The organism is Clostridium thermosuccinogenes (assembly GCF_002896855.1).
Lineage (GTDB): Bacteria > Bacillota > Clostridia > Acetivibrionales > DSM-5807 > Pseudoclostridium > Pseudoclostridium thermosuccinogenes.
The window spans coordinates 3,986,514-4,003,730 of sequence record NZ_CP021850.1 but is presented as its reverse complement, the minus strand read 5'-3'; the positions used below and the strand labels follow the sequence as shown (position 1 = coordinate 4,003,730).

At 42.9% G+C, this 17,217-nt stretch carries 17 protein-coding genes; 14 read left to right on the top strand and 3 right to left on the bottom strand.

Annotation, left to right across the window (positions count from 1 at the left end; all coding sequences use genetic code 11):
• The first annotated feature begins 39 nt into the window (after nucleotides 1–39).
• The 14 genes from CDO33_RS17505 to tsaD all read left to right on the top strand — a co-directional run bounded on the left by CDO33_RS17505 (nucleotide 40) and on the right by tsaD (nucleotide 15,333).
• The gene (locus CDO33_RS17505; RefSeq protein WP_242973947.1) at nucleotides 40–588 is read left to right on the top strand and encodes an RNA polymerase sigma factor; all 549 of its coding nucleotides are present in this window, start codon (nucleotides 40–42) and stop codon (nucleotides 586–588) included.
• A complete protein-coding gene (locus tag CDO33_RS17500; RefSeq protein ID WP_103082645.1) occupies nucleotides 585–1,157 on the top strand; it encodes an anti-sigma factor family protein in 573 nt (190 codons plus the stop codon). Before CDO33_RS17505 ends, CDO33_RS17500 begins: the two co-directional genes overlap by 4 nt.
• Nucleotides 1,154–2,068 carry a hypothetical protein gene (locus CDO33_RS17495; protein WP_103082646.1) on the top strand — a complete coding sequence of 305 codons (915 nt, stop codon included), beginning with the start codon at nucleotides 1,154–1,156 and terminating at the stop codon, nucleotides 2,066–2,068. The genes CDO33_RS17500 and CDO33_RS17495 overlap by 4 nt, the downstream gene beginning before the upstream one ends.
• A gap of 338 nt (nucleotides 2,069–2,406) precedes the next feature.
• Nucleotides 2,407–3,090, top strand: coding sequence for a DUF4190 domain-containing protein (locus CDO33_RS17485; RefSeq protein WP_103082647.1), 684 nt, complete (start codon nucleotides 2,407–2,409; stop codon nucleotides 3,088–3,090).
• A 103-nt stretch (nucleotides 3,091–3,193) separates the two neighbouring features.
• Entirely contained in the window at nucleotides 3,194–4,168 is a 975-nt protein-coding gene (locus tag CDO33_RS17480) for a VanW family protein (RefSeq protein ID WP_103082648.1), read from the top strand.
• 339 nt (nucleotides 4,169–4,507) lie between these two features.
• The gene (locus CDO33_RS17475; RefSeq protein WP_103082649.1) at nucleotides 4,508–4,771 is read left to right on the top strand and encodes an HPr family phosphocarrier protein; all 264 of its coding nucleotides are present in this window, start codon (nucleotides 4,508–4,510) and stop codon (nucleotides 4,769–4,771) included.
• 123 nt (nucleotides 4,772–4,894) lie between these two features.
• On the top strand, nucleotides 4,895–6,760 hold the full coding sequence (gene uvrC / locus CDO33_RS17470) for an excinuclease ABC subunit UvrC (RefSeq protein WP_103082661.1): 1,866 nt from the start codon (nucleotides 4,895–4,897) through the stop codon (nucleotides 6,758–6,760).
• A gap of 106 nt (nucleotides 6,761–6,866) precedes the next feature.
• Nucleotides 6,867–7,622 (top strand): metallophosphoesterase, encoded by a 756-nt coding sequence (locus tag CDO33_RS17465; protein WP_479690736.1) that lies wholly within the window; start codon nucleotides 6,867–6,869, stop codon nucleotides 7,620–7,622.
• Between the two features lie 233 nt (nucleotides 7,623–7,855).
• A complete protein-coding gene (tig, locus tag CDO33_RS17460) occupies nucleotides 7,856–9,142 on the top strand; it encodes a trigger factor (protein WP_103082651.1) in 1,287 nt (428 codons plus the stop codon).
• 291 nt (nucleotides 9,143–9,433) lie between these two features.
• The gene (gene clpP, locus CDO33_RS17450; RefSeq protein ID WP_103082652.1) at nucleotides 9,434–10,018 is read left to right on the top strand and encodes an ATP-dependent Clp endopeptidase proteolytic subunit ClpP; all 585 of its coding nucleotides are present in this window, start codon (nucleotides 9,434–9,436) and stop codon (nucleotides 10,016–10,018) included.
• A gap of 12 nt (nucleotides 10,019–10,030) precedes the next feature.
• Entirely contained in the window at nucleotides 10,031–11,326 is a 1,296-nt protein-coding gene (clpX, locus tag CDO33_RS17445; RefSeq protein ID WP_103082653.1) for an ATP-dependent Clp protease ATP-binding subunit ClpX, read from the top strand.
• Between the two features lie 319 nt (nucleotides 11,327–11,645).
• Nucleotides 11,646–13,325, top strand: coding sequence for an ATP-dependent protease LonB (lonB, locus tag CDO33_RS17440; protein ID WP_103082654.1), 1,680 nt, complete (start codon nucleotides 11,646–11,648; stop codon nucleotides 13,323–13,325).
• A 158-nt stretch (nucleotides 13,326–13,483) separates the two neighbouring features.
• Complete coding sequence (locus CDO33_RS17435; protein WP_202849533.1) at nucleotides 13,484–14,278, top strand: undecaprenyl-diphosphate phosphatase; 795 nt, start codon at nucleotides 13,484–13,486, stop codon at nucleotides 14,276–14,278.
• A 35-nt stretch (nucleotides 14,279–14,313) separates the two neighbouring features.
• A complete protein-coding gene (gene tsaD, locus CDO33_RS17430; protein ID WP_103082655.1) occupies nucleotides 14,314–15,333 on the top strand; it encodes a tRNA (adenosine(37)-N6)-threonylcarbamoyltransferase complex transferase subunit TsaD in 1,020 nt (339 codons plus the stop codon).
• A 294-nt stretch (nucleotides 15,334–15,627) separates the two neighbouring features.
• On the opposite strand, the gene CDO33_RS17425 is transcribed toward tsaD, so the two are convergent.
• From CDO33_RS17425 to CDO33_RS20985, 3 genes are all read right to left on the bottom strand, one after another.
• Nucleotides 15,628–16,347: a lytic transglycosylase domain-containing protein gene (locus tag CDO33_RS17425; protein ID WP_103082656.1), complete on the bottom strand. Its 720-nt coding sequence runs from the start codon at nucleotides 16,345–16,347 to the stop codon at nucleotides 15,628–15,630.
• A 92-nt stretch (nucleotides 16,348–16,439) separates the two neighbouring features.
• Nucleotides 16,440–16,757 carry a hypothetical protein gene (locus tag CDO33_RS17420; RefSeq protein ID WP_242973470.1) on the bottom strand — a complete coding sequence of 106 codons (318 nt, stop codon included), beginning with the start codon at nucleotides 16,755–16,757 and terminating at the stop codon, nucleotides 16,440–16,442.
• A gap of 151 nt (nucleotides 16,758–16,908) precedes the next feature.
• Complete coding sequence (locus tag CDO33_RS20985) at nucleotides 16,909–17,100, bottom strand: hypothetical protein (RefSeq protein ID WP_161496728.1); 192 nt, start codon at nucleotides 17,098–17,100, stop codon at nucleotides 16,909–16,911.
• Nucleotides 17,101–17,217 lie beyond the last annotated feature (117 nt).

The following is a 17,217-nucleotide window of genomic DNA, read 5'->3' as shown; positions in this document are numbered from 1 at the left end:
TGTAAGTGAACTGGGATGGAGGTGAACAGGCAATTGGAAGTGTCCGATCTTGAGCTGGTGCAGCAATGTCTTTCAGGTGATAGCGATGCCTTTTCGGAAATCATTGCCAGGTATAAAAAATTGATATATAGTGTTGTTTATAATATGATGCCTGACAAGCAGGAAGTAAACGATATAGCTCAAGAAGTATTTATAAGGATTTATAAGTCCCTCGGTCGGTATAATCCTGAGTATAAGTTTTCCACCTGGTCGGTCAGGATTGCTACAAACTTATGCCTGGATATGCTGCGGAAGAAAAAGATAAATTCGGTACCTATTGAGGAAATAGGGGACACTTCCAGCAGCACTGATACACCTGAAGCCAATTATATAAAAAATGAGCGAAGCAGGCAAATACGGAAAGCGATTGAAGAGCTTCCTGAAAAGTATCGTGTTCCGATTATACTTTTCCATCAGAATGGGCTTTCCTATGAGGAGATTACTAAGGTTCTCAATGAACCCATGACTATCGTAAAAAACAGGCTCTATCGCGCAAGGCTTATGCTGAGGGAAAAATTATCAAGCATTAGGGAGGAGGAGGTTTTATGAACTGTGATGCATATAGGGATTTGATGATGATGCATTTTGACGGGAATATAAATGATGTGGATTTTGCCCGGTTAAAACAGCATATGAACGCCTGCGCAAGCTGCAAGAGCGAATTTATGCAGTTGGAAAGCATACTGAACAGTCTTGAAGAAGGCGAAATTGCAGAGCCTCCATCGGATTTTGAAAGTCAGGTAATGACAAGGATTAAGACACTGGAACAGAACAAAAACAGAAATATAGAGGCTCTCATTTACGGGATTCCGATACTTATTATCATTTCCCTGCCTGCGATCCTGCTGTTCAGGTTTTCCGGAAGCCGCATCCTCGATATGGCAATCAATGCTTTTGAATACCTTTTGCCCTATCCCGGAGCTTCAGATGTGATAAACAAAATAGTTGCTTTATTAAGCATTCTTGCGTCGAGGATGGAGAAAACCATGATTCAGCTGGGCATGGGGTTTATCAAGGCAAACCAGGAAATTATAATTGGTCTTATTGCAGTGCTGTTCGTGGTTGAATGGATGTTTGTGGCCCTTGTAAAAAGGAGCTGGAGGAGAGCGGCGGAATGAAAAATGGAATGAAAAAGTTTATCATCGTAATGGTTGTTCTTTTTATGGTGGTTGTGAATGTTCCCGTCCTGGCAGCCAACGGATGGGAATTCATCGACGGAAGGGACAGGATAAACTTATTGGGTAATACGACGGTTGATGAAAATACATCGGGAGATGTTATTGTAATAGCGGGGAATGTAGATGTAGAGGCCGATGTCGACGGAGATGTCGTGGTGGTGATGGGCAATCTGAATCTGGATGCGGCGGTTTCCGGCGATGTAATCACATTGATGGGCAAGGTTACGCTTACAGACAAAGCCAGGGTTATGGGCGATGTGGTAACACTGGGTTCTGTGGATAAAGCTGACGGAGCTTATATTGAAGGGGAGAACAGCCTCATTAAATTTGGATATATCAATATAAACAGCCCGGATATGAACTTTCTGGCCATGCTTAGATTTGTCGTGCTGTTTTTTTCACTGGTGCTGCTTTTGATTTTCGGACTTGTGGTGATTTATTTTACATCCCAGAGGTTTATAGTCATTGAAGCCGGGATAGAATACGGAACGGGTAGGAAGTTTGTAATAGGCCTTCTGGGGCTTATTGCAAGCTTTATTATAACAATTTTGTTCTGCTGGACTTTGATCGTGCCCTTGGTCTTTTTGCTTTTAATGCTGCTGGCAAAAGTTGCGACCTGCGTGTATATCGGGAAAATGGCACTTAAGGTGTCCAATGCCCGCCTGAACATATATATTGAGTTCGTCACGGGAGCAATAGCAATTATGCTGGCAGAGATTTTACTGTTTATGCTGATTCCTCAGGAACGCGTGATACAAAGCATATTAGCAGGCGGGTTATTGAATATTGCTGTAAACTCACTAGGAATCGGCATATTAGTTGACTCGAAGTTTGGCAAAAGCACCATTTAAGAGATTAAAAAATGTTGTCAGGTTTAAAGCAGTTTTAAAAAATTTATCGGTTATATTTGCTGTAATTTCAAGGATTGTTTATGCACTGGCAAAATCTAATAGACTTCGGATGATATGCCTGAAAAGGCTGAAATCCGGGTCTTTTGTTTTATTCAGGTCTTTTGCCTTGCAAGAGGCATGTCTTTATGTAATTTTTTCCTGATAAAATTTCCACCTTTAATTTATCCGATTGCTCCATCAAACATTTAAAAGTTAAGAAAATTTGCGCTACACTTAGAAAATTAAACATCGAATATAAGCTATTTTATCACAAACAATATTTTTGCGGAGGTGATAAAATGGACGAAAAATTTGAAAAAAATGCTGAAAGCAACCAGGGAAATATAAACTCTGGCACGGCAGCAGCTCATGATTTGCAGCAGGCAGGACAAGCACAAAATGCCAATGAATCTCAGGTGGCCGACAAAGCCCAGGAAGACAATAAAATTCAGCAGGCAGCAGAGGCACAAAACGATAATGCAATAAGCAATGAAATCCAAGGTTCGGTTGAAATACAGGAACATTCTCAAATGCAAAATGGAAATGGAGGCCAAGACGCCAACAAAGTGCAAAATACCTCCGGAGAACAGAATGTAAATGGAGCCCAGAGCACAGGTGAAGTCCGTCAGAACAATTTTACCGGACAGAATGCCGATACTGGTTTGACGGAAAGAAACAGCGTAAATCTTAACAGAAGTGAGAACAGGCTCAATAGTTTTTTCATGAACAACAGAGGAGATGTGCGTACTGATAGAAGCGGTGCGGCAGTGTTTGCCGACACAAGGGCATTGGTAGTACTGGGTTGGATATGCGCAGCTCTCAACTTTTTAATATCGCCCCTTTTTGCAATACCGGGAGTGATTTTTGGAGTAATGGTAAACCGTGAAGCAAGAGGGCGTGGAAATGCCATCGTCGTCACCAATATAGTTCTGGCAGTATTAGGAATGGTACTAGGCTTCTTTTTCAATATGGTGCAGTATTGAGGGTATTGAAAATACAGGGCTGTCGGGAAGAAAAGCATCTTCCCCCAGCCTTTAGCTACTTAAGAATGCCAGATGATTGAAGCAGAAGGGAGGTATAGCTGATATGGGCAAAAAAACTCTGCTAGTGATTCCATTGCTGTTGTTTTCCTTTGCCTTCGCATCCTGCAAATCCCGGGTAGAAAAGCCTGATGACCAGGAGGAGGACAAATCTTATCAGAACCTGGAGAAGCAAGATATAGATTTCAGCAATATCAGCAATAACAGTAATGATATGGGCATTAAAGTTGAAAACATTGCCGGTGAAAATACTGTTAATATAGAGAAAACCATAAAGGAAAACGTATATTTGGGAGAAGAGAATTTTGGAGGCTTAACGGAATCGGAAGCGAAGAAACGTCTGGAGGATAAAGCAGCAAAGATCAACAAGGAACCGGCAAGCGCCGTGTTTGACAAAGTTACGTGGACAGTTGAAAAGGAAGAGGTATACGGCAAAAAAGTAAATGTACAGAAGACTCTCCAAAAGCTCTTGGATGCACCAGCAGGGCAAAAGGTGGAGCTTGTGGTGGATAAAGTAAAGCCTGACATCACCTCAGAGCAAATAGAGAAGAACGTGAAAATTATAGGAAGCTATACAACGGTGCTGCTGGACGCGTCGGAATCGAGGGTAAACAACATAATGTTAGCATGCGAAAGCCTGGACTATGAAAAGGTGCAGCCTGGAGAAGAATTTTCATTCAATGGGGTTTTGGGAAAAAGAACAAGAAGCAAAGGGTATGAAAAGGCACCCATAATAAAAAGGACCAAGGATGGTCCAAAAAAGGCATATGAAATAGGAGGAGGCATATGCCAGGTTTCCAGTACATTATATAATGCCGTTAGGGAATGCAAGGGCCTTAAAGTCACTGAAAGGCATACCCACTCCAAGAAAGTGAAATATGTGCCTAAGGGAAGGGATGCAACGGTGGTTTATGGCTATATGGATTTTAGATTCGTAAATAATAGAAAGCACCCTGTGATGATACGGACTTACCTTAAAAAGGGTAAATTGACGGTGAATATTGTGGAAAATAGAAATTGATCCGAAGTGGTACATCGGGCTTTTTGCTTTTACTATGCTTTTGGAATGAGGCTGCTTCTTCTAGGTGTGCGCTTCCGGAGAAGAACCTGTCAAAAAGTTTTCTGCGGTGTGGGCTGGTATAGAAAAACACTAGCCTAACCCGCCCGACTCTTTTTGATTTTTTCCAAACATTAGTCATGGATTTTTTATTTTAGAGTTCGTTATATGTGGTTTTTCTGGTATAATAAATGTAAGTCTCACATATTTATTTGAAGCAGGAAACCTGCGATTTTAGTCGTGGGATGTTCATATATGCTATAATTCGCGATACACAGGAAGTTTAGGAGGTATATAGAAAAGATGATTACCAGAGAAATTACATTAACAGGCCGGCAGGGATTGGTATCAAAACCAGCTGCCATATTTATACAGAAGGCCTCAAATTACAAGTCCAGCATATGGATTGAAAAGAACGAGAGAAGAGTAAATGCGAAAAGTCTTCTGGGGCTGTTGTCCTTGGGGATAGAAAACGGCAATAAAGTGACAATTATTGCGGAAGGCGAAGACGAGCAGTTTGCTGTCAATGAACTGGAAGAATATCTGAAGGCCATTGACCAAACTTGAATCAATATGTTTTTGGAAATAGCTGCCTTGCTTGCAATGGCAGCTATTCTTTAATCAAAATATGAGAGCGGTATCGGTTTTGCAAGGGGTATATCAGCAGGATGTATAATAGGAGTGATCATAATATTCGATATACAGGAAGAACTTAAAAAATTGCCGGATAAACCCGGCGTTTATATAATGAGGGATGAAAACAGGGAAATAATATATGTAGGTAAGGCTGTAGTATTAAAAAACAGGGTAAGGCAGTATTTTCAGGCTTCAGCCAACCATTCTCCCAAGACCAGGGCAATGGTGTCAAGGATAAAGGAATTCGAATATATTGTAACGGATTCGGAGCTTGAGGCCCTTATATTGGAATGCAACCTGATCAAGAAATATAAGCCCAAGTTCAACATATTGCTTAAGGATGACAAGAGCTATCCCTATATAAAGGTTACAATGAATGAAGAGTATCCCAGGGTATTGATGACCAGGAGAATGGTGAGGGACGGAGGCCGGTATTTCGGGCCTTATTCCAATGCTACGGCCGTAAAGGAGACTATTGACCTTATTAAAAAGCTGTTTCCAATAAAAACCTGCAACAAGGTGTTTCCAAGGGACATAGGTAAAGAAAGACCGTGTCTCAACTACTATATCCATCAGTGTCTCGGACCATGCCAGGGCAATGTGAGCAAGGAAAGATACAGGGATTTGATGAAGGATATATGCAATTTCCTGGATGGTAAACAGGATGATATAATAAAAAGGCTTGAGGAAGAAATGGCACAGGCTGCGGAAAACCTGGATTTTGAGAAAGCCGCCAGCATAAGGGATAAGATAAACAGCCTTAAGCATATAGCCGAAAAGCAGAAAGTCGTTTCCACATCCATGAACGACCAGGATGTGGTTGCGTTTGCCAGGGATCAGACCGACTCATGCGTGCAGGTGTTTTTTATAAGAAGCGGAAAGCTCATAGGCAGGGATCACTTTATTTTCGAAGATTCCGGGGATACGGAAGACGGCGAGCTGATATCCTCATTTTTGAAGCAGTTCTATGCTCAAGCTGCGCATATACCAGCGGAGATAATGATTCAGACGGGTATTGATGAGGGTGAGGTTATCGAGAGTTGGCTTAGTGAAAAAAGAGGTGGAAGGGTGCGCATCAAAGTCCCCCAGAGAGGGGAAAAGCACCATCTTATGGAGATGGTATCAAACAATGCGCGCATCGAACTGAACCATTTCCGGGATAAGGTAAGAAAGGAAGACTCCTATGCCAGTGAAGGGCTGGACAAGCTTAAAACCTTGTTGGGTCTTGAAGCAAAGCCTGCGAGGATTGAAGCCTATGACATATCCAATACGGGTTCAACAGAGATGGTAGCTTCCATGGTGGTATTTGAAAAAGGACTGCCGGCGCCTGGGGAATACAGAAGGTTTAAAATCAAGTCCCTGGACAGGCAAAACGACTATGGGAGCATGCAGGAAGTGATAACCAGAAGGTTCAGGCATGCTGAGAAGGAAAGAGATGAGCTCAGGAGAGAAGGGATAAATGCTGAAGCCGGCAAATTTACTAAGCTTCCGGATATTATTCTGGTTGACGGCGGCCTCGGACATGTAAATGCGGTCAAGGAGGTCATGCAGGAGCTGGGCATGCAGATACCGGTATTTGGTATGGTCAAGGATGACAGGCACCGTACCAGGGGCTTGGTGGCACAAGATCGGGAAATCGATTTGACTAAGGATATTTCAGCCTTGAGATTTGTAACGGCAATACAGGATGAAGCCCATCGTTTTGCGGTGGAATATAACAGAAGGCTGAGAAACAAAAGGTATACCGGCTCGGTTTTGGACGAGATCGAGGGAGTGGGGGAAAAGAGAAGGAAAGCCCTCATTAAACACTTTGGATCGATAAGCAAAATAAAAACAGCGGGAATTGATGACCTCGCTGCTGTTGACGGCATCAGCAAAGCAGTGGCGGAGAAAATTTACGAGTATTTCAGGAAGGCATGAGATATATGAAGCATTGGCAAGGATTCGGCACCGGCATAAATGCTCAGGAATGCTGAAATGTTCTTTATTGCAGCCAACCTTGACAGCTTGGCTGATTTATATTCCTATGATTAAAAGCGGTGCCGCTGCCTTGCATGCCTTGAAAAGGAGTTTGCCAATGGCCATATACGCAATTTCGGATCTACATCTTGCCAAAAGTATCGATAAGCCAATGGATATTTTTGGCCAGAGGTGGCAAAACTATATGGAAAAGCTGAGCAATCAGTGGGAGCAGACGGTTTCCCAGGAGGATTATGTTATTATTCCGGGGGATGTATCGTGGGCTACTTATCTCGAACAGGCCTATGAGGATTTTAGTTTTATTGACCGGCTCCCGGGGAAAAAGATTATTTCCAAGGGAAATCATGATTATTGGTGGACCACATTGTCAAAGCTTGAGAAGTTTTTGCGGGATAACAACTTTGCCAGTATTTCATTTATGCACAACAACAGCTTTGATCTAGGGGAAGCCGTGCTTTGCGGCACCCGGGGATGGAAATGTCCCGGTGACAGCGATTTTAGCGCTGAAGACCAGAAGATATTCAACAGGGAGCTGCAGAGGCTCGAGCTATCGCTAAAAAGCGTAAAAGCAGGAGAGGGCCGGGCAGTAATAGCCGCTCTGCATTATCCTCCCTTTAATGCAAAAGGGCAGCCTTCGGAGTTCATCGAGGTTATGAAAAGGTTCAATGTGAGAATATGCCTGTATGGACATCTGCACGGGGAGAACTTCAGAAGCGCTGTTGAAGGCGAGGTAGAGGGAATAGATTTTAAGCTTATATCAGCCGACCATTTGGGTTTTAAGCCACTTAAGCTAAACTTATAGAAAGGCATAGAAAAAATATTAATTTTATGTATTTATATTGGAATTTATGTTAATGTTATGGTATAATTTAAGGGTTAATTTTGGGTACGCATATATAAGTGCCGGACAGTGGAAAAACTACTTTAGGCGGAGAGCTTGACAAGACCGGGTTAAGTTGGTGCCAAGGCTTGTATAACAAAGCCTTTAGCCCGTTTATATATTAATCAAGAATAATATAGGAGGATACATAATAAATGAACGTTAAGGTGGAAAATATTGAGAAGAACGTTGTGCAGCTCGAGATAGAGGTTGACGCAGCGAAATTTGAGGAAGGATTGCAAAAAGCTTTTTCTAAAAACGCCGGCAGATTCAATGTGCCTGGCTTCAGAAAAGGTAAAGCACCCAGAAAAATAGTCGAGAGGTATTACGGACCGGAAGTGTTATATGAGGATGCTTTCAATATTGTTTGCCCTGAAGCTTATGAAGAGGCTATAAAAAGCAATGATATACACCCTGTAGACAGGCCTGAGATAGACATAAAGCAGATAGGGCAAGGCCAGAACCTGGTGTTTACTGCCAAGGTGACAGTAAAGCCTGAGGTTGAACTGGGCCAGTACAAAGATATTGAAGTCAGCAAGATCGAAGTCAATGTAACCGATGAAGATGTGGACAACGAAATAAAGAGGACAGCTGAAAGAAATGCCAGGATTGTAGATGTTGATGACCGTCCTGTGCAGGAGAAGGATATAGCTGTTATCGATTTCGAAGGTTTTATAGACGGCGTTCCTTTTGAAGGCGGAAAAGCTCAGAACTATGAGTTGACTATCGGTTCCGGAACATTCATTCAAGGCTTTGAAGACCAGTTGATTGGCAAAAATAAAGGGGAAGAGGTAGACGTTAATGTAACCTTCCCTGAGGACTATGGTAACAAGGATGTGGCAGGAAAGCCGGCGCTGTTTAAAGTAAAGATAAACGGCATTAAAGTAAAGGAACTGCCTGCTATTGATGATGAGTTTGCGAAGGACGTAAGCGAATTCGATACTCTTGAAGCCTACAAGGAAGATGTAAGGAAAAAGCTCGTTGAAAATGCTGAGCACAGGGCTAAGCATGAGATGGAAGACAATGTTGTAGCCAAAGTAGTTGAAAATGCTGTGGTAGATATACCGCAAGTTATGATTGAAAAGCATATCGACGACCTGATATATGATTTTGATATGAGACTCAGATATCAGGGATTGGATCTTAACAGATACATGGAAATAATGGGCATGGATACCGAAACCTTCAGAGGTCAGTTTGCCCAGAGGGCTGAGAATGAGGTTAAAACCCGTCTTGTCCTGGAGAAGATATCCAAAGTTGAAAACATTGAGGCTTCTGAAGACGAAGTAAATGATGAAATAAAGAAAATGGCTGAAAATTATAGGCAGGACGTGGAAGAATTTAAGAAACATTTGAGGGAAGATGATATAGAATATATAAAGGATAATTTGGCGTTCAGGAAGACAGTGGATTTCCTTGTGCAAAACGCTAAGATAGCATAATTTTTTATATGTTGCAGAGCTGTTCCCATAATGGAGGACTTCCGGCCGGCAACCGGATGTTGAGCGTAAAGCACAGCCGGGCTCTTTTGAAAATTTGTATATGTTTATTTTCAAGTAATTATGGGTATCAATATCATTATGCAGAACGGGAATCACAAATGCACCGTGATGTACTGTTACGCAGTGGTATAAGTGATACTGTCGGGATGTACATGGGCGGGGACAGCAAAGGTATGCTTGATGCCTGCTCATTTGCATCAATATAAACATTAATTATAAGGAGGCGGTCTTATGAGTCTTGTTCCATATGTTATAGAGCAAACAAACCGTGGTGAACGCTCATATGATATTTTTTCAAGGTTATTAAAAGACAGGATAATTGTTTTGAGTGACGAAATAAATGATGTAACAGCAAGCCTGGTGGTAGCGCAGATGCTTTTCCTGGAAGCCGAGGATCCTGACAAGGACATACAGCTTTACATAAACAGCCCTGGCGGTTCGGTATCTGCTGGATTTGCCATTTATGATACCATGCAGTATGTAAAGCCCGATGTTTCGACCATATGTGTAGGTATGGCAGCAAGCATGGGAGCTTTTCTCCTGGCAGCCGGAGCCAAGGGTAAGCGTTTTGCCCTTCCCAACAGTGAGATAATGATACATCAGCCTTTGGGTGGCGCAAGAGGTCAGGCTACGGACATAAAGATACATGCAGAACAGATACTTAGAATAAAGCATAATTTGAATGTAATATTAAGCGAAAGAACCGGTCAGCCTCTTGAGAAGATAGAGAGAGACACGGACAGAGATTTCTTTATGTCGGCTGAAGAGGCGAAAGCATACGGAATAGTGGATGAAGTAATGATAAGAAGAAAATAAAGAGGTGTATTTATGGCCAGATATGATGAAAAGAAGCAGCTAAAATGCTCCTTTTGCGGCAAACCCCAGGAGCAGGTAAAGAGGTTGGTGGCTGGCCCTGGAGTATATATATGTGATGAATGTATAGAGCTCTGTTCGGAGATAATTGAGGAAGAATTTGAGGAGACCAAGGTCGATACTGAACTTAGCGACATACCGAAACCCAAAGCGATAAAGGAAATACTGGATCAGTACGTAATAGGACAGGAAGCTGCTAAAAAGTCTCTGGCCGTAGCGGTTTATAATCATTATAAGAGGATAAACTCAGAGGTGAAGGCTGGAGAGGTAGAACTCCAAAAGAGTAATATCGTGATGCTTGGACCGACAGGTTCAGGAAAAACTTTGCTCGCTCAGACTCTTGCAAGAATTTTAAACGTTCCCTTTGCGATAGCAGACGCGACTTCCCTTACTGAAGCGGGATATGTGGGAGAAGACGTGGAGAATATCCTCCTGAAGCTGATTCAGGCTGCTGATTATGATATTGAGAGAGCTGAAAAGGGAATTATATACATCGATGAAATAGACAAAATAGCCAGAAAATCCGAAAATCCATCCATAACCCGAGATGTGAGCGGTGAAGGTGTGCAACAAGCTTTGCTGAAGATCCTTGAAGGAACTGTTGCTTCGGTACCACCCCAGGGTGGGAGAAAGCACCCGCATCAGGAGTTCATACAGATTGACACTACCAACATACTGTTTATATGCGGTGGGGCTTTTGACGGCATAGAGAAGATCATACAAAACCGTATAGGCAAAAAGTCCATAGGCTTTGGAGCCAAGATCGAGAGTTCCAAGGAAAAGGATGTTGGCGAGATCTTAAAGCATATACTCCCGCAGGATTTGCTGAAATTCGGGCTGATTCCCGAATTTGTGGGCAGGCTTCCCATAATAGCAACTCTGCATTCACTGGACAAACAGGCATTAGTCCAGATACTCACTGAGCCCAAAAATGCTCTGGTAAAGCAATACAAGAAATTGTTCGAGATGGATGATGTGATACTGGAGTTTGAGGATGAGGCCCTGGAGTGCATTGCTGAAAAAGCTATAGAAAGGAATACCGGAGCCAGAGGGTTGAGAGCAATAATTGAGGAAATCATGCTGGATGTAATGTATGAAATACCATCTACAGTTAATGTGGAGAAGTGCATAATCAGCAAGGATACGGTGCTAAATGGAAAACAGCCGGAATTAATAATAAATGAAAATAAAAAAAGCTTGAAGAAGACAGCGGGAAAAAAGCCCAGGACTAAAAAGGAATCAGTTTCGTAACAGAAAATGACGGATTATAACCGGCGTTATTAAAAGAAGCCTTATATAGTCGATAAGTTTAGTAACCAACAGGATAAAAACAGCAGGAAGATAAAACTTCCTGCTGTTTTTGCATTTCGCCTGCCACCGCGTCTGCCATGTTATGCAGGCAGTTCCATGGTTTAGTAAAATTTACATTTGTAATCCCACAGGATAAAAAAAATATCATAGTAAATAATAAATGTATGCAAGGCCACCAATTTTGATCCTTGTTTTAGTGCGGCATCCATGACAGCCGGTGCCATTTATCGGACAGCTTGATTTAATAAGGAGGAAGGTTATGCTAACAAGCACTCTTTTCATCATACAATTCTTTTTTACAATTATTATAGGTATATACTTTTTAAATCTCCTGAAATCACAACAGGGAAATAAAACCGCTATAGACAGGGAGGCAAAAAAGGAGCTGGAAAAACTCAGGCGTTTGAGGGAAATAAGACTGACGGAGCCTTTGTCCGAGAAAACAAGACCTGCAAGCCTCAAGGATATAGTGGGTCAAGAACAGGGAATCAAGGCATTAAGAGCCGCGCTTTGTGGTCCCAATCCTCAGCATGTAATCATATATGGACCTCCGGGCGTGGGAAAAACCGCAGCGGCAAGAGTCATTCTGGAAGAAGCGAAGCAGAACCCGATTTCTCCTTTCAGAAAAGATGCCAAGTTTGTAGAACTGGATGCCACCACTTTAAGATTTGATGAAAGAGGGATTGCGGACCCTTTGATGGGGTCGGTGCACGATCCAATATACCAGGGCGCCGGAGCTTACGGTGTGGCAGGGATACCGCAGCCAAAGCCAGGGGCTGTTACAAAGGCTCATGGCGGCATATTGTTTATAGACGAGATCGGAGAGCTGCATCCCATACAGATGAACAAGCTTTTAAAGGTGCTGGAAGACAGGAAGGTTTTCCTGGAAAGCGCTTATTACAGTTCGGAAGACAGCAACATACCCCAGCATATCCATGAGATATTCCAGAAAGGTCTTCCTGCGGATTTCCGTCTTGTAGGAGCGACTACGAGAACAGCCGATGAGATACCTCCTGCCATAAGATCAAGGTGTCAGGAGATATATTTCAGGCCGCTGACTCCGCCGGAGATAGCGCAGATTGCTCGGAATGCTGCAGCCAAAGGAGGTTTCCAGACCGAAGAAGGAATTGATGAGCTGATTTCCAAGTATGCGCAAAATGGAAGGGATGCGGTAAACATAATACAAATAGCAGCGGGCGTGGCTCAGGTTGAAGGCAGGACGCTGATAACAAGAAAAGATATAGAGTGGGTAATCGAATTCGGACATTACAGCCCGAGGATAGAGAAAAAGATAGTCGCTGGAGAACAGGTAGGATGTGTTAACGGAATGGCGGTGTTTGGGAACAGCACCGGCGTGGTGATAGATATAGAAGTATCGGCTGTAAAATCGGAAAGCGGCAAGGGCAATATAAAAATCACAGGTATTGTGGAAGAAGAAGAGATGGAAGGGAAGGGGCACAAATATAAAAGAACCAGTTCCGCCAGATCTTCCGTGGAGAATGTCATCACCGTCCTGGAGAGAATACTGAACATAAGGTGCAGGGACTATGAGATACACCTGAATTTCCCCGGCGGTGTACCTATCGATGGACCGTCGGCAGGTGTCGCGATGGCGGTGGCCATATACTCTGCCATAACCGGAATGCCGATAAGCAGCGATATTGCCATGACGGGTGAAATATCAATACGCGGAAAAGTCAAGCCTGTCGGAGGAGTGGTAGCGAAAGTGGAGGCAGCCAAGACTGCGGGGATTAAAAAAGTGCTGATACCAGCTGAGAACTGGCAGGAGCTGTTTAAAGATATAGGGATAGATGTAATTCCGGTGGAAGATATAAATCAGGTGATGGAAATCGTATTCCACAAGAAACAGGAGCCGGTAAAAGAGGTACCTATACAACAAAACCAGACAGTGAACGTACTGACAGCGTCCGGGACATAAAGGCGGGTTTGGGACACACCAAATCCGCCTTTAATTCATAGGCTATTTACAAAACTATGGAAAAATAATATTATATAATAGTTGGCACCGTATAAATGCCGGTCTTGAAAGCATATTTTTTTATATATATTAATTTTAGTTTAAGGGGAGAAATAATTTTGAATTCTTTAGAAGCATTTATATTGGGTCTGGTGCAGGGGCTTACGGAGTTTCTGCCCATTAGCAGTTCCGGACATCTTGTGATTTTTCAAAGACTGTTTGGTCTCCATGACGTGATCACTTTTGATGTAGCTGTGCACTTTGCCACTCTTGTGGCTGTTTGTGCGGTATTGTGGAAGGATATAATAGAGATATTGAAAAGGCCGTTTTCAAAACTTCCTCTGCTTATTGTGGTGGGAACGATTCCTACAGCTCTTATAGGAGTTTTACTCAAGGATTTTTTTGATTCGATTTTCAATTCAGCTGTAACCTTAGGCTTCGAGTTTTTGATTACAGGATTGGTGCTCTGGTATGCGGAGAGCGTCAGAAGCAGAAACAAAGGTTTGAAGGAAATGACCTACACGGATGCGACCGTTGTGGGTGTTGCCCAGGGCTTAGCGATCCTTCCCGCGGTTTCCCGTTCAGGATTGACTCTGGCCGGAGCCTTGTCCCGGGGATTAAACCGAGAGTTTGCGCTGAAATTCTCATTCCTGATGTCCATACCTGCCATATTGGGTGCTGCGGTGCTGGACGTGTACGATACGGTAAAAGCAGGGTCCTTAAGTGTGGACGTATTACCGCTTGTTATAGGAATGCTGACGGCAGCGGTGTCCGGATACCTGTCGGTTAGATTCATGCTGAAGGTATTTTCCAAAACAAGCTTAAAGGTCTTTTCATATTATGTATTTGCTTTAGGCATTATAATAATTATAGAGCAGCTGGTCAGCGGCAAATATTTTGGAAAGCTGTTTTGATGCTGTTTTAAAACTAATGAAGTAGGTGCGGAGTATTGAAAGATATCATAGTACTGGGAGTTGAATCGAGCTGTGATGAAACCGCTGCTGCCGTGGTAAGAAACGGCAGGGAGGTTTTATCCAATGTGATATCATCTCAGATAGACATACATCAGAAGTTCGGAGGAGTAGTACCGGAGGTTGCTTCCCGTAAGCATGTTGAGCTGGTCATCCCTGTGATTGACCAGGCATTGGAGGAAGCGAGGATAAAGCTGGAAGATGTGGACGTTATAGGAGTTACATATGGCCCGGGACTGGTGGGGGCTCTGCTGGTCGGGTTGTCTGCAGCAAAGGCGCTGGCTTTTGCTGCCAATAAGCCTTTTGTAGGTGTCCACCATATTGAGGGGCACATAGCGGCCAACTACCTGGAATACCCGGATCTGGAGCCTCCTTTCGTATGCCTTGTGGCGTCGGGAGGACACAGCCATATTGTCTATGTAGGGGATTATAATAAATTTGAAATCATGGGGCAGACAAGGGATGATGCAGCCGGGGAAGCTTTCGACAAGGTAGCCAGAGCTATAGGCCTTGGATATCCGGGAGGTCCGCTCATTGATAAAGCTGCAAAATCCGGAAACAAAAACGCCATCGCTTTTCCAAGGGTGCTGTTTGAGGACGGTAGCCTGGATTTCAGCTTTAGCGGCTTGAAGACAGCAGTATTGAATTATCTTAATACAGCCGAGCAAAAAGGCGAAAAGATCATTGTAGAGGACGTGGCCGCAAGCTTTCAGCAGGCGGTTGTTGATGTCCTGGTCAGGAATGTAATCGAAGCAGGCAAGCAAAAAGGGGTAAAGAATATTGCCCTGGCAGGGGGCGTAGCAGCCAATTCAGCCTTGAGAAGCGGACTGAAAGCTGCTGCAGAGGAATACGGATTTAGCGTGCGCTACCCGAAACCTGTGCTGTGCACGGATAATGCTGCAATGATAGCTTGTGCCGCATATTATGAATACAGGAGCGGCAGCGCTTCGGAGTTGGACCTCAATGCAATACCAGGTTTGAAGCTGGGGGAAAGATGATCTGTGGATAACTTGGATATTTTATCCACAGAAAGCTGAAATTTTTTGATGACTAATTTTATGTAACAACCCTATCTTAAAAAGAGATATTATATTGTCGAATGAATGCCACAAAATAACAGTGAAATCCATAACTTGGTGATGAACAGAGGCACAATATGTTTAAAAATGTCATGTGAATAATGTGGAAAAACTTGCTGAGAGCGCATTTTGTTGGATTTTATTATGTGGATAACGCTGTGGATATTGTGGATTAACTTTTGTACATTGTGCCCCAGAAATCACCCTGAGAAGTCAAACTGAATAATTTTTGTAGAAATTTAACACCTTTGCTACATAATTTTGTGTTTCCCGATATGGAGGTATTCCATTGTATTTGTGAACGCTGTATGGACCGGCATTGTAAGCAGCCAGAGCTAACTCCAGATTTCCGCCAAAAGCTGCCATCTGATCCCTTAAATATCTGGTGCCTCCATCAATATTCTGATATATATCCCACGGATCTGAAATGCCAAGTATATCAGCAGTGCCAGGCATGAGCTGCATAAGCCCCTGTGCTCCTGTTTTGGACAGGGCATAAGGATTGTATCCGGATTCCTGCTTTATCACAGCTCTTATGAGATTGGGATCAACGCCGTACTTTCTTGACGCTTCATCGATAGCTCTGTTTATATAATCCATAAGCTCCCCTTTGTTGGAAGGTATGTATGCGGTGCTAAGCGATCTGGAAAGCATTGCTCTTGCAACATCCTTGCTTCTGTCGTTGCCTTCCTTGTCTATGGCAGGGGAAGTTGACTCCGGAATGCTTGTCAAAGTATCCGGTGAATCATTTTCCAGCGAATTATTTGTCAGGCTGCTTTCATAGTCTTTTTCCGCATTGCTGACAGCATCCTCCAGATATTTCCGAAAAGATATCTCCTTACGATTTTCATATCCTTTTAGCTTTATGGGTACTTTTGCCTGTATTTCAGTAATTTTTTGCGCCAGTAAATCGCTTATTCTCGGAATATTCATTGCTTCACCCCAAATTTTCTGTTATTGGCTGTTATGATATATATCGGTATAAACAGCGTGTTCAATAACAGAAAAATATGGGAGCAGACAAGCTATGACACTTCCCGCTCATTTCGTTTGGAAAACTTGGAGCAGGCGTTTTTTTCAAGGCCGTTGAACTGCCTCACGGTAAAAAGCTGGCACAGACCTATATATTTATGTTCCTCTTTATTCTCAGACATCAATATGAAAAATTCGCAATCAGCACATTTATTTCTACCTTCTCCGGACAACTGAACAATAGGCATGAACCTGTGTTTTGAGCATACATAGTCAGGTGATACGGCTCCTTTTATACTGCACAAAATATCGCCGTTAACAGAAATGAGAGTACCTTTAATGCAGTTTTTGCATGACCGTTCATGTTTCAATATCTTCTCCTCCCGCATTACATAAGCTTAATTGTACTTTGTTATGTTTGGGAAGACCGGAAAAAGGCGTTCCTCATATAGTTTAGGATAAGTGTCAGCTAATTGCTGTAAGTTCATTATACCGAAGGTTTGATATAAGCTGCCGCCAATCCTAAACCATATAAGTCAAATCAGTACCTTCCCGGACGGTTCCAACAGCATCGGGAAGGCACTCTGCCAGTCTTGTAGCGGTATACCCCTTAAGCGTTATTTCCTTAGGATGAATAAAGGAAATATGCCTTCCCGGAATGGGTTTTAATCTGCAACTGAATACAAAGCCACAAAGTACTGTTAATCTGTCCAATCGTATCAATTATATCATTATACGGAGTATAATGGAATAAAATGGGAAATATTATTGCCCTGCAATTTCAAGGGAAAATCCATTTTAAACGTGCATACTATGAGGTATAATCATAAT